At 73.1% G+C, this 23,621-nt stretch carries 19 protein-coding genes; 10 read left to right on the forward strand and 9 right to left on the reverse strand.

What is annotated here, in order from left to right; translation table 11 throughout:
- The first annotated feature begins 5 nt into the window (after nucleotides 1-5).
- The 7 genes from ABT006_RS20375 (at nucleotide 6) to ABT006_RS20405 (ending at nucleotide 7,304) form a co-directional block, all read left to right on the forward strand.
- Entirely contained in the window at nucleotides 6-998 is a 993-nt protein-coding gene (locus ABT006_RS20375) for a hypothetical protein (RefSeq protein ID WP_350708512.1), read from the forward strand.
- A 146-nt stretch (nucleotides 999-1,144) separates the two neighbouring features.
- Nucleotides 1,145-2,440: a replication initiator gene (locus ABT006_RS20380; RefSeq protein WP_350708723.1), complete on the forward strand. Its 1,296-nt coding sequence runs from the start codon at nucleotides 1,145-1,147 to the stop codon at nucleotides 2,438-2,440.
- Nucleotides 2,437-2,625: a helix-turn-helix transcriptional regulator gene (locus tag ABT006_RS20385; protein WP_350708513.1), complete on the forward strand. Its 189-nt coding sequence runs from the start codon at nucleotides 2,437-2,439 to the stop codon at nucleotides 2,623-2,625. Before ABT006_RS20380 ends, ABT006_RS20385 begins: the two co-directional genes overlap by 4 nt.
- Nucleotide 2,626: 1 nt before the next feature.
- Nucleotides 2,627-3,865, forward strand: coding sequence for a tyrosine-type recombinase/integrase (locus tag ABT006_RS20390; RefSeq protein WP_350708515.1), 1,239 nt, complete (start codon nucleotides 2,627-2,629; stop codon nucleotides 3,863-3,865).
- 244 nt (nucleotides 3,866-4,109) lie between these two features.
- Entirely contained in the window at nucleotides 4,110-5,159 is a 1,050-nt protein-coding gene (locus tag ABT006_RS20395; protein ID WP_350708517.1) for a mechanosensitive ion channel family protein, read from the forward strand.
- Between the two features lie 230 nt (nucleotides 5,160-5,389).
- Entirely contained in the window at nucleotides 5,390-6,823 is a 1,434-nt protein-coding gene (locus tag ABT006_RS20400) for an MFS transporter (RefSeq protein ID WP_350708725.1), read from the forward strand.
- Between the two features lie 91 nt (nucleotides 6,824-6,914).
- A complete protein-coding gene (locus ABT006_RS20405; protein WP_350708727.1) occupies nucleotides 6,915-7,304 on the forward strand; it encodes a globin in 390 nt (129 codons plus the stop codon).
- A gap of 166 nt (nucleotides 7,305-7,470) precedes the next feature.
- On the opposite strand, the gene ABT006_RS20410 is transcribed toward ABT006_RS20405, so the two are convergent.
- The 4 genes from ABT006_RS20410 to ettA form a co-directional block, all read right to left on the reverse strand.
- Entirely contained in the window at nucleotides 7,471-8,058 is a 588-nt protein-coding gene (locus ABT006_RS20410; RefSeq protein ID WP_350708519.1) for a type III secretion system chaperone family protein, read from the reverse strand.
- A gap of 149 nt (nucleotides 8,059-8,207) precedes the next feature.
- Nucleotides 8,208-8,921: a DUF8185 domain-containing protein gene (locus tag ABT006_RS20415; RefSeq protein WP_350708521.1), complete on the reverse strand. Its 714-nt coding sequence runs from the start codon at nucleotides 8,919-8,921 to the stop codon at nucleotides 8,208-8,210.
- On the reverse strand, nucleotides 8,918-9,364 hold the full coding sequence (locus ABT006_RS20420; RefSeq protein ID WP_350708522.1) for an acyl-CoA thioesterase: 447 nt from the start codon (nucleotides 9,362-9,364) through the stop codon (nucleotides 8,918-8,920). Before ABT006_RS20420 ends, ABT006_RS20415 begins: the two co-directional genes overlap by 4 nt.
- A gap of 21 nt (nucleotides 9,365-9,385) precedes the next feature.
- Complete coding sequence (ettA, locus tag ABT006_RS20425; protein ID WP_350708524.1) at nucleotides 9,386-11,062, reverse strand: energy-dependent translational throttle protein EttA; 1,677 nt, start codon at nucleotides 11,060-11,062, stop codon at nucleotides 9,386-9,388.
- A gap of 324 nt (nucleotides 11,063-11,386) precedes the next feature.
- Here ettA and ABT006_RS20430 point away from each other — a divergent pair, with 324 nt between their 5' ends.
- Complete coding sequence (locus tag ABT006_RS20430; protein ID WP_350708526.1) at nucleotides 11,387-12,787, forward strand: alpha,alpha-trehalose-phosphate synthase (UDP-forming); 1,401 nt, start codon at nucleotides 11,387-11,389, stop codon at nucleotides 12,785-12,787.
- 38 nt (nucleotides 12,788-12,825) lie between these two features.
- On the forward strand, nucleotides 12,826-15,390 hold the full coding sequence (otsB, locus tag ABT006_RS20435) for a trehalose-phosphatase (protein ID WP_466023548.1): 2,565 nt from the start codon (nucleotides 12,826-12,828) through the stop codon (nucleotides 15,388-15,390).
- A gap of 140 nt (nucleotides 15,391-15,530) precedes the next feature.
- Here otsB and cobA read toward each other — a convergent pair whose 3' ends face one another.
- Genes cobA through cobC form a run of 3 tightly spaced genes read right to left on the reverse strand, consistent with a single transcriptional unit; the run spans nucleotide 15,531 to nucleotide 19,184 of the window.
- Nucleotides 15,531-16,814, reverse strand: coding sequence for a uroporphyrinogen-III C-methyltransferase (cobA, locus tag ABT006_RS20440; protein ID WP_350708530.1), 1,284 nt, complete (start codon nucleotides 16,812-16,814; stop codon nucleotides 15,531-15,533).
- A gap of 46 nt (nucleotides 16,815-16,860) precedes the next feature.
- Complete coding sequence (cobT, locus tag ABT006_RS20445; RefSeq protein WP_350708728.1) at nucleotides 16,861-17,973, reverse strand: nicotinate-nucleotide--dimethylbenzimidazole phosphoribosyltransferase; 1,113 nt, start codon at nucleotides 17,971-17,973, stop codon at nucleotides 16,861-16,863.
- Nucleotides 17,973-19,184, reverse strand: coding sequence for an Rv2231c family histidinol phosphate aminotransferase CobC (gene cobC, locus ABT006_RS20450; protein WP_350708532.1), 1,212 nt, complete (start codon nucleotides 19,182-19,184; stop codon nucleotides 17,973-17,975). Before cobC ends, cobT begins: the two co-directional genes overlap by 1 nt.
- A gap of 121 nt (nucleotides 19,185-19,305) precedes the next feature.
- On the opposite strand from cobC, the gene ABT006_RS20455 reads away from it, so the two are divergent.
- Entirely contained in the window at nucleotides 19,306-21,438 is a 2,133-nt protein-coding gene (locus tag ABT006_RS20455; protein WP_350708534.1) for a transglycosylase domain-containing protein, read from the forward strand.
- Between the two features lie 47 nt (nucleotides 21,439-21,485).
- Here ABT006_RS20455 and ABT006_RS20460 read toward each other — a convergent pair whose 3' ends face one another.
- Both ABT006_RS20460 and ABT006_RS20465 read right to left on the reverse strand, forming a co-directional pair.
- Complete coding sequence (locus ABT006_RS20460; RefSeq protein ID WP_350708536.1) at nucleotides 21,486-22,055, reverse strand: GNAT family N-acetyltransferase; 570 nt, start codon at nucleotides 22,053-22,055, stop codon at nucleotides 21,486-21,488.
- Nucleotides 22,052-23,443, reverse strand: coding sequence for a cobyrinic acid a,c-diamide synthase CobB (locus ABT006_RS20465; RefSeq protein ID WP_350708537.1), 1,392 nt, complete (start codon nucleotides 23,441-23,443; stop codon nucleotides 22,052-22,054). The genes ABT006_RS20460 and ABT006_RS20465 overlap by 4 nt, the downstream gene beginning before the upstream one ends.
- Between the last annotated feature and the right edge of the window lie 178 nt (nucleotides 23,444-23,621).

The following is a 23,621-nucleotide window of genomic DNA, read 5'->3' on the forward strand; positions in this document are numbered from 1 at the left end:
CGACGGTGGAGAAAGACGACACCGGTAAGCGGCCGGCGAAGCAGCCCCGCCCGGTCCGCCGGCTGAGTAAGCGCCTGGATGTGGCGCGGCAGCTTCACGACCTGGAGCAGGATGCCGCGCTGGACATCGTGGACATCGAGCGGCTGCGGGTGAGCGTGACCCGTTCTTTGTGGCTGTTCCTGGCCATCGGGTCGGTGTTCACCACGACCGGCGTCCAGGACTTTCTAGCCGGTCACCTCACCCCGGCTGACCCGGTGTGGTGGGGCTGCTGGGGAGTTGAGCCCTGCCTTGTCGGCATCCTCATCACTGTCCTGCGTTGGGAAGCCGCGATGATCGCCCGGAACATCGAGATCGACTCCAAGGCGGTCGACTGGCTCAAACGGTTCCTGCTCGGCTCCACGCTCGTCATGAACGTCGTGCCGGCGCTGTGGCCCCGTGAGGGCGGGATCAGCGCGGGAATGCTGGCCGCGCACTTCATGGTGCCGATCCTCGTGTTCTTCCTGGCCGAAGTCATGCCGATCGTGCAGGCACGCTGCACCCAAGCGCGGCGGGCCATCACTCTCCCCGCGAACGCCCCGGCCCCGGCACCCGCGTCGGAACCCGCCCCGGCTCCGGCTCCGGCTCCGGCTCCGGCTCCGGCTCCGGCTCCGGTGACTATGCCGGCCGTCCTCGCGGAACCCGCCACCCCCGCACCGCCGACCCCGGCACCGCCGACCCCGGTTCCGGTCTCCGTTGCGGCGCCCGCTCCGGTGGAGGTCCCGGCCTCGGTTCCGGTTTGCCGGGAGGAGCCGACGAGTGACGCCGCTGTGGAGCCTGCGGCCCTGGACGGCTTGGGGATTCCGACCGGCATGCAAGCCCAGATCCGGCGACTCGTTGCCGACCTGGACCGGCCGGTCACCGCCGTCGACATCCAACAGGCCACCCGGCTACCGATGTCGATCGCGGCGCGGGTCGCTGACCGGTTCTCTCCGGCCACGGCCAACGGCTACACGCACTGATCCCCCGTACCTTCTCTCGCTCGCTCTGACCTGCCGTGCTCCTCGTGCTGGGGCACGGCAGGTCCGTCTTCGGAGGAGACCTCATGGCATCACCCCCTCGTCCCGCACGGCCCGCGTACGACGCTGAGGCGGCGCTGGCGCGCTGGATGCGTACCCCGGCCTACAAGGAGTGGCGGGCCGGCGTCGAGAGCGTCCAGGGCTGCCTACAACCGGTCCGTCTGGTCGGCAAGTGGGAGGTCCGGCACACCGGCAGCGGTGACCTGATCGCGTCTCGGCAGGGTCGGGTGTGGGCGTCCTGCGGCACCCGCCGATCGGCCGTGTGCCCCTCCTGCGCCGACCGCTACGCCGCTGACGCCTGGCACCTGATCCACGCGGGCATGTCCGGCGGCAAGGGCGTCCCCGACACGGTGGCCCGGTCCACGCGGCTGTTCGTGACCCTCACCGCCCCGTCGTTCGGCGCGGTGCACAACCGGCCCGGCAAGCGGCCCTGTTCCTGCGGACGCTGGCACCCCGAGGGGTATCCGCTGCTGGGTAGCCCGCTCGACCCCGGAACCTACGACTACACCGGGGCTGTGCTGTGGCAGGCACACAGCGGCCAACTCTGGCACCGGTTCACCATCGCGCTACGCCGCGCGGTTGCCGCCGCTGGTGGCCTCACCGTTCGAGGATCCGGGGCGCACCTGCGGATCTCCTACGCCAAGGTTGCCGAATACCAGCGGCGGGGCCTGGTCCACTTCCACGCCGTCATCCGGGCTGACGGCCCGTCCGGCCCGGACTCGTCGCCCCCGGTGTGGCTCACCGCCGATGTCCTGGCCGACGCGGTGCGTTCCGCGGCTTCGTCCGTCGAGCTGGAAACCGCGCGACCTGACGGGACCACGCTGCTCCTCGGCTGGGGTGCGCAAGTCGACGTCAAGGACATCACCGCTACAGACCTCGACATCGACGACGGGGACAACGACGGGGACCAGGCGGTAGCCGACACCCGGCTCGCCGGCTACATCGCCAAGTACGCGACCAAGGGCACCGGCGCGACGGAGACCGGAGATCGGCGCATCCGTTCACAGATGCACATTGACCAACTGCGGGTGTCCGCTCACCACCGCGCGATGATTCAAACCGCGTGGGACCTCGGCGGACTCGACCAGTACGCCGATCTGAAACTGCGTCACTGGGCGCACATGCTCGGCTTCCGGGGCCACTTCCTCACCAAGTCGCGTATTTACAGCACGACCTTTAAGAACCTTCGGGCCGAGCGCCGGACCCACCAGATCCAGACCGCGCTTACCGACGCGGGTTTGCCCGAAGACACCGACGTCCTGGTCGTCAACGACTGGCAGATCCTCGGCATCGGCTACGACTCGGCGGAGCAACTCGAACTCGCCACCGCGATCGGTGACCGCATTCGAGCGGCACGACAGCAAGCCAGAAAGGAACCCCGATGACCACCACCCCCACCACCGAACGCCTGTGGAGCGTTACCGACGTGTCGGCGTTCCTCGGCATCCCTGTCGGCACCCTCTACCAATGGCGGCACCGCCGGATTGGCCCCCGTGCGTCCCGCGTCGGCCGCCACCTCCGCTACGACCCCGCCGACGTGCGGGCCTGGTTCAACAAGAAGGCGGCCTGACATGCCCATCGATGACCTGTGGTACCTGACCAAACGCGGGCCAGACAAGAAGCGGCTTCCCTCCAAACGGCATGGCAGGGGCAAACGCTGGCGCGTGCGATACGAGGATGCGAGCGGTGAGCCCCGAGAAAAGCTCTTTGAACGCCAGGTAGACGCCGACGCCTTCGACCTCCAATGTCGTTCGGGCGTCGCGGCGGAGGTAAAAACCAACCGTGAGATGGACCGCCTCACCTTCGCTGAGTACGCGCAGCGCTGGAAGGAATCGCGGGAGGCGGGATGGAGCGTCGAGACGCGGCGGCGTGTCCCACAGAACCTTCGGAAGCGCCTTCTGCCGACGTTCGGAGACCGCGCCATTCGGTCGATCAACCTGACTGACGTAATGGCCTGGCTCGGTCGGCTACTCGATGAGGGCGTTGCCAAGTCGTCCATCGGTCTGTACTTCGGGGTTTTGAAGACCATTCTGAACGCTGCGGTTATCGATAAGGCGCTCTCCGAAAACCCCTGCGATGGCGTCAACCTTGCGCAACTGCTGCGCGGGGTGTCAAGGGCACCGAAGTGGGTGCCAACTGAGGATCAGGTGCTCCAACTTATCGACGTCGTACCTCGACGCTTCCGCGCGGCCATATGGCTAGGGGCTGGCGAAGGCTTGCGCATCGGGGAAGTGCTGGGCATGGAGGATGGCTCAAGGTGTCTGGACGTTGCTCGTGGAGAGCTGCATGTCGTTCAGCAGTTGCGGCGCTCCGCCGAGCACTTCGATGGCTTCTACCTCGCCCCGCCGAAGAGCGGATCGGCGGGAACGGTCGATCTGGACGCCGTAGTTGCCGAAGAACTGGCGGCGCACGCCAGAGAGGTTGGCGCGGTCCAGTTCGAGCTTCCGGACATCACTGGCGGGAAGCAGTTGACTCGCCCGGCGGCTCTGCTGTTCACGACCTCGCGCGGGAAGCTGATCACTGACCGCTACTGGTCTGAGCTGTGGGAGGACTGGCGGGCGGCTGCGGGCTGGCCCAAAGACGGGACGTTCCACTCCCTGCGCCACTTCTTCGCCACCACCCTCATGAGCAACGGTGTTGAGCCCCAGGAGGTGCAGAAGGCGCTACGGCACGCCAGCCTGCGGATCACGCTTGAGACCTACGTGCATTGGCTGCCGAAGAAGGACCGGCGGCGTGGCCTCGTGGGGCAGATCCTACGGCCGACCGGGGTCAGTCAGGCAACCCCTCCGGCGGACCAAGATCCGCACTAGGTTGTGCCCTGGTTGTGCCAAATGATCTTCTCTGGACGTTCTCGCAGGTCAGCGACCGTTTGGGTAGGCCAATCAGGGATTGCACGTACTAATCCGGGGGTCCCTCCGGAAGCGTTTCCCCCGTCTGTCACGATGACCGGTTCGCCCTCGTACGGGCCGCCGCGACCCGGCAGCGCGCGGGGCCCGGGTCACGGCCCGGAGGGTCGGCGGGAGTACGAGGCCCCCGGTGCGGTACGAAGACAGCGTGACCGCCAGCCTCCTGCCGCTCGCCCTGCCCGCCGTCGAGGCGCCGACGCCGGACCCGTCGCCGACCTGCCTGGACGACGCGCTCTGCCGCAGCGTCTTCGACATCACCAACTCGGTGTGGTTCGCCGAGGGCAGCTACTGGATCCTGCTCAAGCCGCTGCGGATCGTCATGATCCTGCTGCTGGCGGTCGCCGCCCGGTGGCTGGTGCACCGGACGATCAGCCGGCTGGTGCGCACCACCACCGACGCGGGCGTGCCCACCATGCTGCGGCCCCTGCGCGAGCGGATCCCCACCGCCGCCGCGGAGCCGGGCGAGTTCGTCCCGGAGCGGCGCCGCCAGCGGGCCGAGGCGATCGGATCGGTGCTGCGCAGCCTCAGCACGGCGTTCATCTTCGGCATCGCGGTGCTGATGGTGCTCAAGGAGTTCAGCTTCGACCTGGCCCCGCTGCTCGCCAGCGCCGGCATCGCGGGCGTGGCGCTCGGCTTCGGCGCGCAGAGCCTGGTCAAGGACCTGCTCGCCGGCCTGTTCATGCTGATCGAGGACCAGTACGGCGTCGGCGACACGGTGGACCTCGGCGAGGCGACCGGCGTGGTGGAGTCGGTCGGGTTGCGGGTCACCACCGTCCGCGACGGGCGGGGCGTGCTCTGGTACATCCGCAACGGCGAGATCGTCCGGGTGGGCAACAAGAGCCAGGGCTGGGCCCTGGTCGTGGTGGACCTGCCGATCGGCTTCGCCGGCACCGAGCAGGCCACGGCGGTGCTGCGGACCGCGGCCGCCTCGGTGGCGGTGGACCCGGAGCTGGCGCCGGAGATCGTCGAGGCGCCCGAGGTGCTGGGCGTCGAGCAGATGACGGTCGAGGGCGCGGTGATCCGTACGGTGGTCAAGACGACCGCCGACGGGCAGTTCGCGGTCGGCCGGGAGCTGCGGCGCCGGCTGGCCGAGGCGCTGGAGAACTCGGGCATCACCGCGAAGATCGCGGCCGCCCGGCTCTATCCCGGCGTGCCGATCGCCGCCCCCGGCGAGACCGGGCAGGGCGGCGCGACCTGAGCGGCCGGGAAGGCCATCGGCGGGGGTCGCGGTCCGGGCGGCCCCTCGGGTATCGTCCGTTCGTTCAGTCGGAGATGCGACGATCAATCCGTTCGCCCTAGCCAGTTGTCAGACGATCGGGCAGAATCCGGTGCACGCGCTCCCCCAGAGCGTGATCACGTCCTCGCTGATCCGTGAATCTGACGACGGTTCCCGGGCCCGTCCATCACGAGTGGACCGCCCCGGGAACGATGGAGGCGACGGTGCCCGACGAGCGACCATCCCCGGAAGGGCCGGCAACCTTCCGTGAGGTGTTCGTCGATCGCGAATACCGCGCCGTCTTCGCGGCGAGCGCTCTCTCCTGGATCGGCGACTACATCGCCAAGGCCGCGGTCACCCTGCTGGTCTACGAGGCGACCCGGTCGGTCGCGCTCTCCGCGGCCGCGTTCGCGGTGAGCTACCTGCCCTGGCTGGTCGGCGGCCCCCTGCTCGCGACGCTCGCGGAGCGGCACCGCTACCGGCAGGTCATGGTGGTCTGCGACCTCGTCCGGATGGTGCTGATGGTCGGCATCGCCATCCCCGGCATTCCCGTCCCGCTGATCCTGGCCCTGCTCTTCGCCACCACCCTGGCCAACCCACCCAGCCAGGCCGCCAAGTCCGCGCTGATCCCCCTGATCCTCACCGGGGACCGGCTGGTGCTGGGGCTGTCGATCAACAGCAGCGTGGGCCAGGCCGCCCAGGTCGTCGGCTACCTCGCCGGCGCCGCCATCGCCGCCTTCAACCCCACGGTCGCGCTCCTGATCAACGCGGCGACGTTCGCCCTGTCGGCCGCACTGGTCCGCTTCGGGGTGGCGGACCGCCCGCCGGCGATGACCGCCGCGCACCGCAGCCACCTGTTGCGGGAGACCGCGGAGGGCTTCCAGATCGTGTTCGGCACCCCGGTGCTGCGGGCCATCGCCGTCCTCGTCTTCGCCGCCATGCTCTTCTCCGTGGTGCCGGAGGGCCTGGCTGCCGCCTGGGCCAGCGAGCACGCCGGTCGCCTGGACCCCGGCACCGCCCAGGCGATCATCATGGCGGCCAGCCCCGTCGGCTTCATCGTCGGCGGCCTCGTGGTCGGCCGGGCGTTCGGGCCGGACCGGCGGCTGACCATGATGCGGCCGTTGGCGGTGCTCTCCCCGCTGGCCCTGGTGCCCGCCCTGTTCGACCCGCCGGCGCTGGTGGTGGCGCTGCTCGCCGCGGCCTCCGGGTTCGCGGTCGCCGGCATGCTCCCCGTGGCCAACGGCCTCTTCGTCCGGGCCCTGCCGGCCGGCTTCCGGGCGCGCGCCTTCGGGGTGATGGCCACCGGCCTCCAGGTGATCCAGGGCCTGGCCGTCCTGATCACCGGGCTGCTGTCCGAGCGCTACCCGATCCCGATCGTGGTCGGGGTGTGGAGCGCGGTCGGCGTCCTGCTGATGGCGCTCGTCGCCCTGCGCTGGCCGAGCCGGCCGGCCGTCGACGCGGCCGTCGCGGGGGCCGAGGCGGCGGGCAGGGCGACAGCGGGCACGGCGGTCCCGCTGGTCGGCGGTGCCGGTACGGAGACGGGGCCGTCGGGGGACGGCCGGCGCGGCCCGTCGGAGCAGCTCGACGGCGATCCGGTGGGCGGCCGGCCGGGCGAGCCGGACTACCAGCGGCACGCGGTGAGCTGACGCACAGCCGCCACCCCCCGACGCCGCGGATGGCACCTGGCAGGATGGAACGGTGAATCCCGCAGGTGAGTCCGACCGTCCCGGCGCGTCGATGACCCTCTTCGAGGCGGTGGGCGGCGAGCCCACCTTCCGCAAGCTGGTGGACGAGTTCTACGCCGGGGTCGCCACCGACCCACTGCTGCGTCCCATGTATCCCGAGGAGGACCTGGGCCCCGCCGCGGACCGACTGGCCCTGTTCCTCATGCAGTACTGGGGCGGCCCGCACACGTACTCCGCCCAGCGCGGGCACCCCCGGCTGCGGATGCGCCACGCGCCGTTCCGGATCGGCGCCGCCGAGCGGGACGCGTGGCTGCTGCACATGCGCCGCGCCGTCGACCGGCTCGACCTGCCGCCGGAGATCGCCACCGCGCTCTGGGACTACCTTGAGCGGGCCGCGTACTTCATGGTCAACATGATGGAGGACCCGGCCGGGCCCGCCTGACCGCGCGCCGGGCACGGGGGTCGGCTCGGGGCAGGCCGCGTCGGCACCGGACGGCCTCGGCTCGACGCACGGCCGCCTCGGCTCGACGCACGGCCGCCTCGGCTCGACGCACGGCCGCCTCCGCTCGCAGCACGGCCGCCTCCGCTCGGCGCAGGACGACCTCGGCTCAAAGCAGGGCGCCCTCGTCGTGCAGCCAGTCGACGAAGCTGGTGGCGACCGCCGCGCCACAGTCGAGCATCTCGACCAGGAGCGCGTCGTGCGCCCCGGCGCCGAACGGCACCTGCAGCTCCGCGTAGATCGGCAACTGCCCGCGCTCCGTCGGGTCGCCGATGTAGGCCTTGCAGAAGCGGCGGGTGTGGTTCCACTCGTTGACCACCCGGTAGGCCCGGTCGGCCCAGTCGGGCGGCACCGTCGCGTGTGGACGGGCCCGCATCACCAGGATCTCGTCCTCGGGGCCCTCCAGGGTGACCAGCACCGCGTGCCGCTCCCACATGGCCAGCAGGTTCCCGTCGCCGTCGGCCAGGTAGCGCACGTCGAGCAGGTCGAGCGCGTCGCAGACACGACGCAGGGTGACCGGCTCGACGGTGGCCGGCATGTCCGCCATCACGGGTCGCTCGGCCGCCGGGCAGTCGTCTCCCGGCTGCCGGGGGGCCGGTGGTCCGACCCGGACGGTGCCCTCCACTGTGATCCCGCTCCGACTGTCCGGATCGCCGCCACCGTTGGCGGGACCGGGGCGCCATGACCACCACGGCATCGTTCGCGCACCTCACTCCCCAGCGGATCCAGCCGCCTACGGTGCGTTGGATCCGAGGATGGACGGTACCCGGACAGCCGGGTTGAAGCACCCCCCCAACGACAGCCCCAGGACAGAAGAATGACCGCGGGTCATCCGAACGGATGACCTCAGAGGGGCCGCACGGCAAGATCCGTAGCCTTCTGCGACCAGATCGCTCCGTAAGGTCCCACGAGTCCGACCCAACGGCCGACCGTACGCACCTGGACGTCGCCCGTGCCGGTCGCGCCGGCAGCCTCCCCGGCGGTGCCCAGGAAGCCCATCCGGACCAACCCCTGGACCATCCGCTGGGTCACCTCGACCGGCTCGCCGGGCGGGTCGTCGGGGGTGACCACCACCGGCACGTGGTCGAGCAGCGCGTCGCGCAGCGCCCGCTGGCCGACCGCCCGGCCGGCCACGCCGTGCGCGGCGGCGTCGCGCAGGGTGCCCGCCGCCGCCGCGGCGATCCGCCGCAACTCCCCCGCCGGCAGCGTCTCCACCCGCCGGCTGGCCGGGGGCGGCAGCGGCCAGCGCCACCGCTCGTCCCGACGCCGGGGCAGCGCCCCGCCGCCGGCCGCCAGCTCGGCGAGCAGCTCGCCGGCCCCGACGGTGACGTCGCCGGGGCCGTCGCCGGCCACGGTGCGGACGACCAGCACCCCCCACGGCAGGCGCCCCCAGAGGGCCGTACGCCCCGCCACGCCGGTCGGCCGCAGCCGCACCGGCGCGTCCCGGTCCAGCCGCACCAGGCGGGCGAGGAAGGCCCCCGCGTCGGCCGCGTCCACGATCCCGTGCCCGCCGCCGGCCGCCCCCGCCGGAGTGGGGGCCGGCCCCCCGGCCCCCGTCACGCCGGCCCGAGCCGCGGCGCGTACGAGAGCAGGAACTCGCGCTCCTCCGGGCTGACCCGCCGGGGCGTCTGCCGGGTCAGGTCGAACGGCACCAGCACGGAGCGGGCCCGGCTGGCCAGCACGTCGCCGTCGTACAGCTCGTAGGCGACCGTGAAGGACGCGGCCCGGATCTCCTCCACCCACAGCTCGATGCGCACCGTCGGAGCCGCCTCGGCGGTGGCCCGGCCGAGGGCGTAGTCGACCGGGCGCAGGTAGTCGACCTCGTGCCGACGGATCACGACCCCGTCGGCGAGCGAGCCCACGCCCCACGCCCGGCCGCCGGCGAACATCAACGCCACCCGCGCCTCCTCGTAGAGGGTGAGGAAGCGCGAGTTGTTGACGTGGCCGTACGCGTCCAGGTCCGACCACCGCAGGGTGCAGTGGTAAACGAATCGGTCACTCATGTTCGGCAGCGCTCCGCCGCGTCAGTCACGGGTCAGCTTGCGGTAGGTCACCCGGTGCGGGCGGGCCGCCTCGGCGCCGAGCCGGTCGACCTTGTTCTTCTCGTACGCCTCGAAGTTGCCCTCGAACCAGAACCACTTGGCCGGGTTCTCGTCGTCGCCCTCCCAGGCCAGGATGTGCGTGGCGACCCGGTCGAGGAACATCCGGTCGTGGGAGATGACCACGGCGCAGCCGGGGAACTCCAGCAGCGCGTTCTCCAGGCTGCCGAGCGTCTCGACGTCGAGATCGTTGGTCGGCTCGTCGAGCAGGATCACGTTGCCGCCGATCTTCAGCGTCAGCGCCAGGTTGAGCCGGTTACGCTCGCCGCCGGAGAGCACCTTGGTCGGCTTCTGCTGGTCCGGCCCCTTGAAGCCGAACGCCGCGATGTACGCCCGGGACGGCATCTCGACCTTGCCGACCAGCAGGTGGTCCAGCCCGTCGGAGACCGTCTCCCAGACCGTCTTGTCCCCCGCCAGGCCGGCCCGGCTCTGGTCGACGTACGACAGCGAGACGGTGTCGCCGACCTTCACCGAGCCGGAGGTCGGCTCCTCCAGCCCGACGATGGTCTTGAACAGGGTGGTCTTGCCGACGCCGTTCGGGCCGATCACGCCGACGATGCCGTTGCGCGGCAGCGAGAACGACAGGTCGTCGATCAGCACCCGGTCGCCGAACGCCTTGACCAGGCCGTTGACCTCGATCACCGTGCTGCCCAGGCGCGGGCCCGGCGGAATCTGGATCTCCTCGAAGTCCAGCTTGCGGGTCTGCTCCGCCGCGGTGGCCATCTCCTCGTACCGCTCGAGCCGGGCCTTGGACTTGGTCTGCCGGGCCTTGGCGTTGGAGCGGACCCACTCCAGCTCCTCGTCGAGGCGCTTCTTCATCTTGGCGTCGCGGCGCCCCTCGACGGCCATCCGGGCGGCCTTCTTCTCCAGGTAGGTGGAGTAGTTGCCCTGGTAGCCGATGGCCCGACCGCGGTCCAGCTCCAGGATCCAGCCGGCCACGTTGTCGAGGAAGTACCGGTCGTGGGTGATCGCGATGACCGTGCCGGCGTACTTCGCCAGGTGCTGCTCCAGCCACTGCACGCTCTCCGCGTCGAGGTGGTTGGTGGGCTCGTCGAGCAGCAGCAGGTCGGGCGCCTCCAGCAGCAGCTTGCAGAGCGCGACCCGTCGGCGCTCGCCACCGGAGAGCTTGGTGACGTCGACGTCCGGCGGCGGGCAGCGCAGCGCGTCCATGGCCAGCTCGAGCTTGGAGTCGATGTCCCACGCGTCGGCGTTGTCCAGCTCCTCCTGGAGCCGGCCCATCTCCTCCATCAGCTCGTCGGAGTAGTCGGTCGCCATCTGCTCGGCGATGGCGTTGAACCGCTCCAGCTTCGCCTTGGTCTCCGCGACCGCCTCCTCGACGTTGCCGAGGACGGTCTTGGCGTCGTTGAGCGGCGGCTCCTGGGCCAGCATGCCCACGGTGTAGCCGGGCATGAGCCGGGCCTCGCCGTTGCTCGGCCGGTCCCACCCCGCCATGATCTTGAGGAGGCTGGACTTACCGGCGCCGTTCGGACCGACCACACCGATCTTGGCCCCCGGGAGGAAGCTCAGCGTCACGTTGTCGAGCACGACCTTGTCGCCGTGCGCCTTGCGCGCCTTTTCCAGGACGTAGATGTACTGGGCCACGGTGCGGGCTACCTCCGTAGGTTGCGACTGGGGGCCGGCGGGCGCGGGCTGCGACTTCCGTCCGCCGCCGCCGGCCGCTGGCCGGCCGCACGCACGCCGTCGTCAATCCTGACAGGTACGCGCCCCCGCGCCCACATCACCCCGCCCCGCCGGCCGGGCGCGCCGCGTCGCCGCCGCAGGCGACCGGCACTGTCGACAAGATCACGTACGGGGTTGCGCCGACGTGGACCGGGTAGGTGACTCCGGCACGGGGCCCCAGACGCCGCAGCTAGGCTCAGTACGCTCATTCGCGGTTGACCCGTCAGCACCCGGAGGTGGCCGAACGTGACCGTCCGCAGCTCCTTTGTCGTAGTGGCGAACCGGCTACCGGTCGACGAGGTGAGCACACCCGAGGGACGGCAGTGGCGCCGCAGCCCCGGGGGGTTGGTGACCGCGCTGCACCCCGTCCTCGCCGAGCACCAGGGCACCTGGGTCGGCTGGGCCGGCGGCACCGGCGCCGCCCCCGAGCCCTTCGACCTGGAGGGCATCCGGCTGCACCCGGTGCCGCTGAGCGCGGAGGAGCTGGAGCGCTACTACGAGGGCCAGTCCAACGCGACGATCTGGCCGCTCTACCACGACGCGGTGGAGACGCCGGCCTACAAGCGCCGCTGGCGCGAGGCGTACCGCCTGGTCAACGCCCGCTTCGCGGAGGCCGCGGCGGAGGTCGCGGCCGAGGGGGCGACGGTCTGGGTCCAGGACTACCAGCTCCAGCTCGTCCCGGCGATGCTCCGCGAGCTGCGGCCCGACCTGCGGATCGGCTTCTTCCTGCACATCCCGTTCCCGCCGATCGAGCTGTTCATGCAGATGCCGTTCCGCACCGAGATCCTGCGCGGCCTGCTCGGCGCGGACCTGGTCGGGTTCCAGCAGCGGCTCGCCGCGCAGAACTTCGTCCGGCTGGCCCGGCACCTGCTCGGGCTGCGCTACGAGGGCCAGATGATCCAGGTCGACGGCCGCCAGGTGAAGGCCGGCGCGTTCCCCATCTCGATCGACACCAAGGAGATGGAGCGGCTGGCCGCCGACCCGGCGATCCAGGCCCGCGCGAAGGAGATCCGCGAGGAGTTGGGCAACCCGAAGACGATCATCCTGGGCGTCGACCGGCTCGACTACACCAAGGGCATCGAGTTGCGGCTCAAGGCGTTCCGCGAGTTGCTCGCTGACGGAAAGTTGACAGTCCCGGACGCGGTTATGGTGCAGGTGGCCACGCCCAGCCGCGAGCGGGTCGAGCACTACCAGGCGCTTCGCGTCAAGGTGGAGCGGGAAGTTGGTCGGATTAATGGCGAATTCGGCAGGGTCGGCGTGCCGGCGGTGCATTATCTGCATCAGTCGTACAGTCGCACTGAACTGGCCGCGATGTACGCCGCTGCCGACGTGATGATGGTGACCCCGCTCCGGGACGGAATGAATCTGGTGGCCAAGGAGTACGTCGCATCACGCGCCGACCAGGGCGGTGCGCTCGTGCTCAGTGAGTTCGCCGGCGCGGCCACCGAGCTGCGTCAGGCGTTCCTGTGCAACCCGCACGACCCCGACGCGGTCAAGGACGCCCTGCTGCGGGCCGTGCATGTCGAGAAGCCGGAGGCCCGCCGCAGAATGCGGACTATGCAACGCCATCTACGCGCCCACGACGTGGGGCACTGGGCCAAGTCCTTCCTCACCGAGCTCGGTGTGCCCGAGGCGGAGGAAGCGTGAACGCCGCCAGCGACATCGTCACGCCCGCGGCGGGCACGATGGACCCGGAGCTGCGCGCCGCCATCGGCCGGATCGCCCGGGTGCCACAGCTCCTGATCGCCTGCGACTACGACGGCACCCTGGCGCCGATCGTGGAGGACCCGAGCAAGGCCGTCCCGCTGCCGGAGTCGGTGGCCGCCGTCCGGGCGCTGGCCGCCCTGCCCCAGACCACCGTGGCGGTGGTCTCCGGGCGGGCCCTGCGCGACCTGGCCGCGCTCTCCCGGCTGCCCAGCGAGGTGCACCTGGTCGGCAGCCACGGCTCCGAGTTCGACATCGGCTTCGTCGAGCGGCTCTCCCCCGAGCTGATCGCCGTGCGCACCCGGCTGCGCGACGCGCTGCGCGAGATCGCCACGGCGCACCCGGGCATCCGGCTGGAGCGCAAGCCGGCGAGCGTCGCGGTGCACACCCGCGGGGTCGACCCGCAGGTCGCCGCCGCCGCCATCGAGGCGGTCCGCACCGGCCCCGCCACCTGGGATGACGTCACCGTCACCCAGGGCAAGGAGGTCATCGAGCTGTCGGTGGTCGCCACCCACAAGGGCACGGCCGTCGACCAGCTGCGCACCCAGCTCTCCGCCAGCGCGGTGCTCTTCATCGGCGACGACGTCACCGACGAGAACGCCTTCGGCAACCTGCACGGGCCGGACGTCGGCATCAAGATCGGCCCCGGCGACACCCAGGCCGGCTACCGGGTGGCCGACCCGATCGAGGCCGCCCGGGCCCTCGGCCTGCTGCTCGAGACCCGCCGGCACTGGCTCTTCGGCGAGCGGGCGGTGCCGATCGAGCGGCACTCGATGCTGGCCAACGGCCGCACGGTGGCGCTGCTCACCCCCGAGGCCAAGATCACCTGGCTCTGCCACCCCAAGCCGGACTCGGCGGCGATCTTCGCCGACCTCGTCGGCGGCAGCCCGGCCGGGCACTTCAGCGTCGCCCCGGAGCGCGGGGGCATCCCGCTCGGCCAGCGCTACCGCTCGGGCACGATGACCGTCGAGACCCGGTGGTCGGGCCTGACCGTCACCGACTGGCTGGACAAGCCGGCCACCGAGACCACGCCCGACGGCCCGGCCGTCATCACCGGCGACTCGACCCTCGTCCGGGTGCTCACCGGCTCCGGCCGGGTCCGCCTGGAGTTCGCGCCCCGGCCCGAGTTCGGCCAGGTCGCGGTGCAGTTGCAGCCGCTCGGCGACGGCCTGCTGGTGCTCGGCTCCAACGAGCCGGTCGCGCTCTACTCCCCCGGGGTGGAGTGGCAGGTCAGCGGCGACGGCGGCAACTACGAGACGGCCAAGGCGGTCGTCGACCTCTCCGCCGCCGGCGGGCAGGTCGTGCTGGAGCTGCGCTTCGCCACGCACAGCCTGGAACACCACCGGCTGCCGGTCCACGAGCGGCAGGCCCTCGCCGAGCAGCCGTGGAAGGACTGGGTCGCCTCGCTCCGGCTGCCCAACACCGCGCGGGACATGGTGGCCCGCAGCGCGCTGACCCTGCGGGGGCTCTGCCACGAGGCCACCGGCTCGATCCTCGCGGCCGCGACCACCTCGCTGCCCGAGGAGCTGGGCGGCGTCCGCAACTGGGACTACCGCTACTGCTGGCTGCGGGACGCGGCGATGACCGCGCGGGCGCTGGTCGACCTGGGCTCGACCGAGGAGGCCGAGGCGCTGCTGCGCTGGGTCGACGGGTGCATCGAGCGCACCGGCGGGCACCCGGAGCGGCTGCACCCGCTCTACACGGTGGACGGCTACGAGCTGGGCGCCGAGGCGGTCATCGACACGTTGCCCGGCTACGCCGGCTCCCGGCCGGTCCGCGTCGGCAACCTCGCCAACCACCAGCTCCAGCTCGACGTCTTCGGCCCGATCGCGGACCTGATCGCCGCCGTCGCCGACGCCCGGGGCTCGGTCCGCGAGGACGAGTGGCGGGTGCTGGAGAACATGGTCGAGGCGGTCCGCCGCCGCTGGCACGAGCCCGACCACGGCATCTGGGAGGCCCGCCTCCCCCCGCGGCACCACATCTTCTCCAAGGTCATGTGCTGGATGACCGTCGACCGGGCGTTGCACGTCGTACGCCAGCACGGCGGCGAGGACCGGCCGGAGTGGGTGGAGCTGCGCGACCGGATCGGCGCAAACGTGCTGGAGTACGGCTGGCACGAGGCCGTCGAGGCGTACAGCGTGGCGTACGGGGACGAGGACATGGACGCCTCGTCGCTGTGGATCGGGCTGTCCGGCCTGCTCCCCGGCGACGACCCGCGCTTCCTCTCCACGGTGCTGCGGATCGAGGCGGACCTGCGCAGCGGGCCGGTCGTCTACCGCTACCACTGGGACGACGGCCTGCCGGGGCGCGAGGGCGGCTTCCACATCTGCACCGCGTGGCTGATCGAGGCGTACCTGCGCACCGGGCGGCGTACCGACGCCGAGGAGCTGTTCACCCTGATGGTGGACACCGCCGGCCCGACCGGCCTGCTCCCCGAGCAGTACGACCCGCTGGCCGAGCGCGGGCTGGGCAACCACCCGCAGGCGTACAGCCACCTCGGGTTGATCCGCTGCGCCCTGCTGCTGGACAACATGCTCAAGCAGTGACCTGACCAGCAAAAACGGCGGCCGGAGACCACGTCTCCGGCCGCCGTCGTTCATCCCACGAGATCAGACCCGACCCGGACCCGAGCCACCGCACGGACCACGACCACCGGGGATTTCCGGGAAGCCCGCTCGCGGAGGGATCAGGCCTGACCGCCCGGAGCGAGCGGGCTTCCCGGAAATCCGTCAACACCAGCCCCGGCGAGGGCAGTGACCACGTCTCCCACCACGACGACGGCCGGCGGTCGCAGGTCGGCGGCGACCACGTCGGCGGCCACCGCGCCGAGCGTGGAGCGGAGCACCCGCTGCGAGCCGGTCGTCGCCTCCTGCACCACCGCGGCCGGCGTCTCGGCCGGGCGGCCGCGCGCGACCAGCGTCGCGGTGATCGCGGCGAGGTTCTTCAGCCCCATCAGGACGACCAGCGTGCCGCGCAGCCCGGCCAGCGCGTCCCAGCGGACCAGGGAGGCCGGCGAGTCGGGTGCGACGTGCCCGGAGACCACCGTGAACTCGTGGGCCACCGCCCGGTGGGTGACCGGGATGCCGGCCGCGGCCGGTGCCGCGATGGAGCTGGTCACGCCGGGGACCACGGTCACCGGCACGCCCGCCGCCGCGCAGGCCAGCAACTCCTCGCCGCCCCGGCCGAAGACGTACGGGTCGCCGCCCTTGAGCCGCACCACGGCCTTCCCGGCCAGCGCCCGGTCCACCAGGATCCGGTTGATCTCCTCCTGGGCCCGGGACGGCCCGTACGGGATCTTCGAGGCGTCCACGAGTTCCACGTCGGCGCGCAGCTCGTCGAGGAGCAACCCCGGCACCAGCCGGTCGGCGACCACCACGTCCGCCTCGGTGAGTAGCCGCCAACCCTTCACGGTGATCAGCTCCGGGTCGCCGGGCCCGGCCCCGACGAGCGCCACCCGACCGGGCCGGGTACGCCGCCGGGTCCCTTCCCCCACCGCAGGCGGCGGTAGGGGGCCCTTCCCCGCATCCAGCAGGTCGCGGACCGCGTCACGGACAGCCATCGCCCGGCGCGGGTCGCCGCCGCCGAGCACCGCCACGGTCACCGGCCCGTGCCGGGTCACCGCCGGGGTCCAGGCGGTGGCGGCGGCCCGGTCGTCGGCGCGTACGCAGAAGATGCGGCGCTCGGCGGCGGCGGCGCTGACCGACGCGGCGGCGAGCGGGTCGTCGACCGCGACCTGCACCAGCCACGCGCCGTCCAGGTCGTCGGGGGCGAACCGGCGCGGCGCCCAGTGCAGCCGTCCGGCGTCGACGTGCGACCGCAGCGCCGGGGTCAGCTCCGGCGCGACGAGGAGGACGTCCGCGCCGGCGTCGAGCAGGGCGGGCACGCGGCGGGTGGCCACCGTTCCCCCACCCACCACGACCACCCGCCGGCCGGCGAGCCGCAGGCCCAGGGGGTACGGGTTGCCGCTCACGCCGCCGCCTCGCTACCGAGCCCGATGGCTCGCTCGCTCCGCCCGCTCACTTCTCGGCCACCCCCGCCGAGTCGAAGGTGGCGACCTCGTGCAGCACCCGGACCGCGCCGGTGACCACCGGCAGCGCGAGCAGCGCGCCGGTGCCCTCGCCGAGGCGCAGCCCCAGGTCGATCAGCGGCTCCAGCCCCAGCCGGCGCAGCGCGACGGTGGCGCCCGGCTCGGCAGAGCGGTGCCCGGCCACCATGGCGGTCACGGCGTGCGGGGCGAGGGCCGCCGCGGCGAGGGCCGCGGAGACCGCGATGACCCCGTCCAGCAGGACCGGGGTCCGGCGGGCGGCGGCGCCCAGGATCAGTCCGGCCAGGGCGGCGTGCTCCAGGCCACCGACGGCGGCCAGCACGCCCAGCGGGTCGGCCGGGTCGGGGGCGTGCCGGCGCAGCGCGGCGCACACCACGTCCACCTTGCGGGCGTACGTGGGGTCGTCGACCCCGGTGCCCCGGCCGGTCGTCTCCACCGGGTCGATGCCGGCGAACGCGGCGATCAGGGCGGCGGCCGGCGTCGTGTTGCCGATGCCCATGTCCCCGGTGAGCAGGATGCCCGCGCCCGCGTCGACCAGCTCGCCGGCCACCCGGATGCCGGTCTCCACCGCCGCCCGGGCCTCGTCCCTGGTGAGCGCGGCCGTGACCGCCAGGTCCCGGGTGCCGGGTCGGACGTTCGCCGCGACCAGCCGGGGCACGTCCCGGGCCGGCGCGGTGCCGGTGGCGCCCGCCCCGGCGGGGTCCGCCGCCGGCGCGTCGGGGACCGGCAGCGGGGTGGCCACGCCGACGTCGACCACCGTGACGGAGGCGCCGGCCTGCCGGGCGAACGCGTTGACCACCGCCCCGCCGGCCAGGAAGTTCCCGATCATCTGCGCGGTGACCTCCTGCGGCCAGGGGGTCACCCCCTGGGCGTGCACGCCGTGGTCTCCGGCGAAGATCGCGACCGCGGCCGGCTCCGGCAGCGGCGGCGGGCAGTGCCCGGCCAGGCCGGCGAGGCGTACGGAGAGCTCCTCCAGGGCACCGAGCGAGCCGGCCGGCTTGGTCAGGCGCCCCTGCAACTCCCGGGCGGCGGCCATCGCCGGCTCGTCCGGCGGCCGGATCGCCGCGATCGTGGTCTCCAGCATCATGCCTCCAGGATCTCCACCAGTACCTCGGTGAACGCGTCGGTGGTGGCCGGGTCGCGCACGGCGATCCGCAGCCAGTCCGGCCCGAGACCGGGGAACGTGTCGCCCCGGCGCACCGCCCAGCCGCGCTGCCGCAGGGCGGCCCGCACCTCGGCGGCCCCGGGCAGGTGCACGAGCACGAACGCGCTGGCGGGGCGGCCGGCGACGCGTACGCCGGGCAGGGCCGACAGGCGGGCGACCAGGTGCGCGCGGTCGGCGGCGAGCCGGGCGGCGATGGCGCGCTCGGCGGCGACCGCGACGGGCGTGGCACAGGCCGACGCGGCGGCCAGGGCCGGGGTGGAGACGGCCCACAGCGGCTGGGCGGCGGCCAGCCGCTCCAGCAGCGCGGCCTCGCCGAGCAGGTAGCCGATCCGCAGGCCGGCCAGTCCCCAGGTCTTGGTGAGGCTGCGGACCACCACCAGGCCGGGCAGGTCCCGTCGGGCGGCCAGGGACTCCGGTTCGCCGGCCACCCCCGCCGCGACCGTGGTGTCGGCGAACGCCTCGTCGACCACCAGCACCCGGCCGGGCCGGGCCAGCGCGGCCAGGTCGGCGGCGGGGTGCAGCACGGAGGTGGGGTTGGTCGGGTTGCCGATCATGACGAGGTCGGCGTCGGCGGGCACCCGGGCCGGGTCGAGCCGGAAGTCGTCGCCCGCGTCGAGCAGCACCCGCTCCACCTGGTGCCCGGCCGCGCGCAGCGCCGCCTCCGGCTCGGTGAACTGCGGGTGCACCACCACCGGCCGGCGTACGCCCCGCAGCGCCCGGGCCAGCAGCACGAAGCCCTCGGCCGCGCCCGCGGTCAGCAGCACCTCGGCCGGCGGGCGCCCGTGCCGGGCGGCGACGGCGGCCCGCGCCGGCCCCGGGTCGGGGTACGCGGCGAGGTCGCCGAGGGCGGCGGTGATCGGGTCGGCCAGCCAGTCCGGCATGGCGTCCCGCCGCACGTTGACGGCGAGGTCGACCAGCCCGTCGCCCACCTCGGCGTCCCCGTGGTGGGTGAGGTCGGGCTCGTTCCCCGCGGGGTCGGGTGCGGGCCCCGCGGGGTCGGGTGCGGGCCCCGCGGGGTCGGGTGCGGGCCCCGCGGGGTCGGGTGCGGTCCGGGCGGGGTCGGGCTCGTTCCCCGCGGCGTCGGGTCCGGGCTCGGCGGCGGGGAGGGTCTCGGTCGGCTGACCACGCATGTCCGCGATCCTGCCGGGAAGGCGGCGCACGGGACAGCGGATCCCGGCGTGGGACGCGTCACCACACGGGCGTTTATGAATATTTCTCAGGTACGAATCGGAATTGTCATAACTTGGCCCTGTGAGCAACCGACCCCTTGCTGCCGCTGGTCGTCTCGTTCCCCTTCTCCGCGCCGGGCTGATCGCCGGCATCGTGGTCGCCGCCGTGGCCTACCCGGTGGCCGCCGCCACCGGCCTCGGCGCGAAGGTCACGGCGCACGCCATGGAGCACAAGACCAAGATCCTCACCACCGCGCTGCCGGCCGAGACGTCGTACCTCTACGCGCCCGACGGCAAGACGGTGCTGACGATGTTCTACGAGGAGTACCGGCAGTACACGAAGCTGGCGGACATCTCGCCGAACATGCAGCAGGCGATCGTCGCCGCCGAGGACAACCGCTTCTACCAGCACCGGGGCGTCGACCCGAAGGGCGTCGCCCGCGCCTTCGTGGCCAACGCCCGCTCCAGCGGCGTCTCCCAGGGCGCCTCCACCCTCACCATGCAGTACGTCCGGATGGCGCTGCGCGACAGCGCGAAGACGCCGAAGGAGGTGCAGGAGGCCACCCAGCAGACCAGCCTGCGCAAGGTCCGGGAGATGCGGATGGCGCTGGACCTGGAGAAGGAGCTGAGCAAGGAGCAGATCCTCGAGCGATACCTCAACTCCGCCTACTTCGGGCACCGGGCGTACGGCATCTACGCGGCCAGCGAGATCTTCTTCTCCAAGCCCCCGAAGGACCTCACGCCGGTCGAGGCGGCCACCCTCGCCGGGCTGGTGAAGTCCCCGTCCGAGTACGACCCGGCCACCTCGGACCAGAAGGACGCCACCGGCCGGCGCAACTACGTGCTGGACCGGATGAGCCAGCTCGGCTACCTCTCGCCCGACGACGTGGCGCAGGCCAAGACCGAGCCGATCCGGCTGAAGCTGACCTACCCGCCGAACGACTGCGCGGCGGTGCCGGAGAAGTGGAACAGCTGGGGCTTCGCCTGCGACTACCTGAAGAACTGGTGGAGCGCGCAGCCCGCGTTCGGGGAGAACCGGCTGGAACGGATGGACAAGCTGCGCCGGGGCGGCTACCGGATCGTGCTCAGCATGGATCCGAAGATCCAGGCGGCCGCCGAGCAGAACGTCGGCAGCAAGGAGAACACCGGCAGCCCGTTCGCCAACGGCATCGTGGTCTCCGAGCCCGGGACCGGACGGGTGAAGGCGATGGCGGTGAACCGGACGTACTCGCTGAAGCTGGACGAGAACCCGCCCAGCTCCAACCCTGAGGCCGGGCCGAAGGTCAAGGCGAACTACCCCAACACGGTGGCGCCCCTGCTCGGCGGCGGCGACCTGCCGGGCTACCAGGCCGGTTCGACGTTCAAGATGTTCCCGATGCTGGCCGCGCTGAACGCGGGCATGCCGCTGTCCACCTCGTTCAACGCCCCGTACCGGTACCGCTCCGAGGTCTACAACGGCTGGGCGCCGTCCAACGCCAGCGGCGCGATGTCCGGTAACCAGACCATGTGGTCCGGCTTCGGCAAGTCGGTGAACACGTACTTCGTGTGGCTGGAGGAGCAGGTCGGCGCCGACAAGGCGGTCCGCCTCGCCGAGCAGCTCGGGCTGCGCTGGCGCACCGACGTCGACCGGGAGCACGCGTCCCCGGCCAAGGCGAAGACGTGGGGCGCGTTCACCCTGGGCGTCTCCGACGCCACCCCGCTGGAGATGGCGAACGCGTACGCCGCGATCGCCGCGGACGGCCGGTACTGCGAGGCGATCCCCGTGCAGGCGATCTACAACCGGGACGGCACGCCGACCACCTGGAAGACCGCCTCCGGGATCGAACGCGAGGTCGCCAAGCCGCGCTGCCGGCAGGTGGTGAACGCCGACGCGGCCCGGGCCGCCACCGACGCCGCCCGCTGCCCGACCGGCGACACCCCGGCCCGCGGGAGCTGCGGCGGCTGGTCGACGGCGGACAGCGTACGGGGCACGGTCGGCCGGCCGGTCGCGGGCAAGACGGGCACCACCGACAGCACCCGGTCGGCCTGGTTCGTCGGCTACACCCCGGAGCTGGCGGCGGCGAGCTTCATCTCCGACCCGGACAACCCGTTCAACGCGGTCGGCGACGGCCAGTCCCAGATCCCGATCGCCGCGGTCGCGGAGACCCTCCGTGACGCGCTCAAGGGGCAGCCCACCCGCCAGTTCACCCCGCCCTCGGACCGCATCGTCGGCTGACCACCGCCCGCCGCCCCCGCCGTCGGCGGGGGCGAGGGTCGGGCGGGTCAGCGGAGGTCGGCGGCGACGAAGGACCAGACCTCCAGGTCGACCCGGCCGCCCCGGACGAAGCCGGCGTTGCGCAGCAGGCCCTCGTAGCTGAAGCCGGCCTTCTCGGCGACCCGGCGGGAGGCCAGGTTGCCGGGGGCGACGCGCAGCTCGACGCGCTGGAAGCCGTGTTCGAGGATCAGCGCGATGGCGAGCGCGTCGACCGCCTCGGCGGCCAGCCCGAAGCCCCTCGCGTGCGCCGCCATCGCATAGGAGACCTCGGTGCACCGGGCGCCCCAGTCGGTGCGCCGGGTCCACAGGCAGCCGACCACCCGGTCGTCCTCCCGGCGCACCACCGCGTAGTGGTCGCCGTCGCCGCTGTCACGCCGTTGCCGGGCCAGGTCGGTACACCAGGCCAGCCCGTCGATCTGGCCGGACGTGTCGACCAGCGGCAGCCACCGCTGGGTCTGCCGGTCGGCGAAGACCTCGTCGGCGGCCTTCGCGTCGGCGGCGGTCAGCGCGCGCACCTCGGTGCGGGGCGTGGAGACCGTCAGCGCCGGGAAGCGGCGCACCGCCACCTGGCCGATCACGCGGGCACCCCGCCGAGCCGGGCGGTCGCGGGGTCGACCGCCGCCTCCGCCGCCGCGTCGACCAGCCGGGCGGCGAGCTGCGGGTACGCCGCCCAGTGCACGGTGAGTTGCGAGGCGTGCACGCCCCGCCAGACGAAGCCCTCGGGCGCCCCGCCGTCCCAACTCCAGGCCGCCCGCGCGCCGGCGCGCGGGGTGAGTACGGCACGGTGCTCCTTGTACCCGGTCACCACCGTGCCCGCCGGCGCCACCACGCCGTCGGTCAGGGCGGTCGCCTCCCGGTAGCCGACGACCAGGCCGTCCCGGCTGGTCCCGACCGCGTCGAGCACCCCGCACATGGGCAGCCCGTCCAGCTCCCGGGCCAGCCAGAGCAGGCCGGCGCCCTCGGCGACGACCGGCCGCCCGGTGCGGGCCAGCTCGGCGACCGCGATGCAGAGCCGACGGTTGGCGGAGAGCTGCTCGGCGTACGACTCGGGAAGCCCGCCGCCGACGACCAGCGCGGCGGCACCGGCGGGCAGCGCCTCGTCGTGCAGCGGGTCGACCGTCACCACCTGCGCGCCGGCCGCCCGGAGCAGCTCCGTGGCCTCGGCATGGCCGTAGCTGCCGCCCGCCGCCCCGGCGACCGCGACGACCGGGCGCGGGCCGGCGGCGGGCCGGTCGGCCGCGGGCGACCACGGCGGCGTCGGCAGGGGCGGGGCGGAGCGGGCCAGCCCCAGCAGCCGGTCCAGGTCGACCGTGGCGGCGACCGCCTCGCCGAGCCGGCGTACGGCGCGGGTGGCCTCACCGGTGCGGGCGAGCGCGGGCATCGCCCCGTGCCGGCGCGGCGGCAGCACCGCCGGCAGGTCGTGGCGGCGCAGCACCCCGTAGACCGGTACGCCGATGTCGTCGAGCGCCACGCGCAGCAGCTCCTCGTGCCGCGCCGAGGCCACCCGGTTGAGGACCACCCCGCCGAGCCAGAGCTGCTCGTCGTACGCCCGGAAGCCCTGCACCAGGGCGGCCACCGACTGCCCCATCGCGGCGACATCCACCACCAGCACGACGGGGCTGCGCAACGCGGTCGCCACGGCGGCCGTCGACTCGCTCTCCGGACGGCCGGTGAGGCTGTCGAACAGCCCCATGCTGCCCTGCACCAGCGCGAGCCCGGCGCCCGACGCCCCGTGGGCGACCAGCGGGGCGATCCGGTCGGCGCCGACCAGCCGGGGGTCGAGGGTGCGACCGGGGCGGCCCGCGGCCAGCCCGAGGTACGCGGCGTCGACGTGGTCCGGGCCGATCTTGAACCCGGCGACGTCGACGCCCCGGTCGGCGAGCGCCGCGAGCAGCCCGATCGCCAGCGTGTTCTTGCCGTGGCCGGAGGACGGCGCGCTGAGCACCAGGCGCGGCACGACGGTCATCATCGACTCCCTGCGGGGCGGCGGGGGAACCCTGCGGCGGGCCGACCGCGCGGTCCGCCCGCGTGACGATAGCCGACGCGGGCGGCGGCCGGCCGATGCCGAGCGGACCTGTCGGGCGCGCGGCGCCGGGGGGCGGATCGGGGCCGCTGGGACCGGTGACCCGGCGCGGATCGGGGCC

The sequence above is a fragment of the Micromonospora sp. NPDC002717 genome (assembly GCF_040295705.1).
Lineage (GTDB): Bacteria > Actinomycetota > Actinomycetes > Mycobacteriales > Micromonosporaceae > Micromonospora.

What these genes read in the sequence shown, in the direction of transcription:
- cobC (WP_350708532.1), bottom strand. Translation starts at nt 19,184, where the DNA reads ATGCGTGGTCAGCCGACCGAGACCCTCCCCGCCGCCGAGCCCGGACCC.
- cobT (WP_350708728.1), bottom strand. Translation starts at nt 17,973, where the DNA reads ATGCTGGAGACCACGATCGCGGCGATCCGGCCGCCGGACGAGCCGGCG.
- ABT006_RS20385 (WP_350708513.1), top strand. Translation starts at nt 2,437, where the DNA reads ATGACCACCACCCCCACCACCGAACGCCTGTGGAGCGTTACCGACGTG.
- ABT006_RS20465 (WP_350708537.1), bottom strand. Translation starts at nt 23,443, where the DNA reads ATGACCGTCGTGCCGCGCCTGGTGCTCAGCGCGCCGTCCTCCGGCCAC.
- ABT006_RS20410 (WP_350708519.1), bottom strand. Translation starts at nt 8,058, where the DNA reads ATGCCGTGGTGGTCATGGCGCCCCGGTCCCGCCAACGGTGGCGGCGAT.
- ABT006_RS20390 (WP_350708515.1), top strand. Translation starts at nt 2,627, where the DNA reads ATGCCCATCGATGACCTGTGGTACCTGACCAAACGCGGGCCAGACAAG.
- ABT006_RS20380 (WP_350708723.1), top strand. Translation starts at nt 1,145, where the DNA reads ATGCGTACCCCGGCCTACAAGGAGTGGCGGGCCGGCGTCGAGAGCGTC.
- otsB (WP_466023548.1), top strand. Translation starts at nt 12,826, where the DNA reads ATGGACCCGGAGCTGCGCGCCGCCATCGGCCGGATCGCCCGGGTGCCA.
- ABT006_RS20405 (WP_350708727.1), top strand. Translation starts at nt 6,915, where the DNA reads ATGACCCTCTTCGAGGCGGTGGGCGGCGAGCCCACCTTCCGCAAGCTG.
- ABT006_RS20400 (WP_350708725.1), top strand. Translation starts at nt 5,390, where the DNA reads ATGGAGGCGACGGTGCCCGACGAGCGACCATCCCCGGAAGGGCCGGCA.
- ABT006_RS20420 (WP_350708522.1), bottom strand. Translation starts at nt 9,364, where the DNA reads ATGAGTGACCGATTCGTTTACCACTGCACCCTGCGGTGGTCGGACCTG.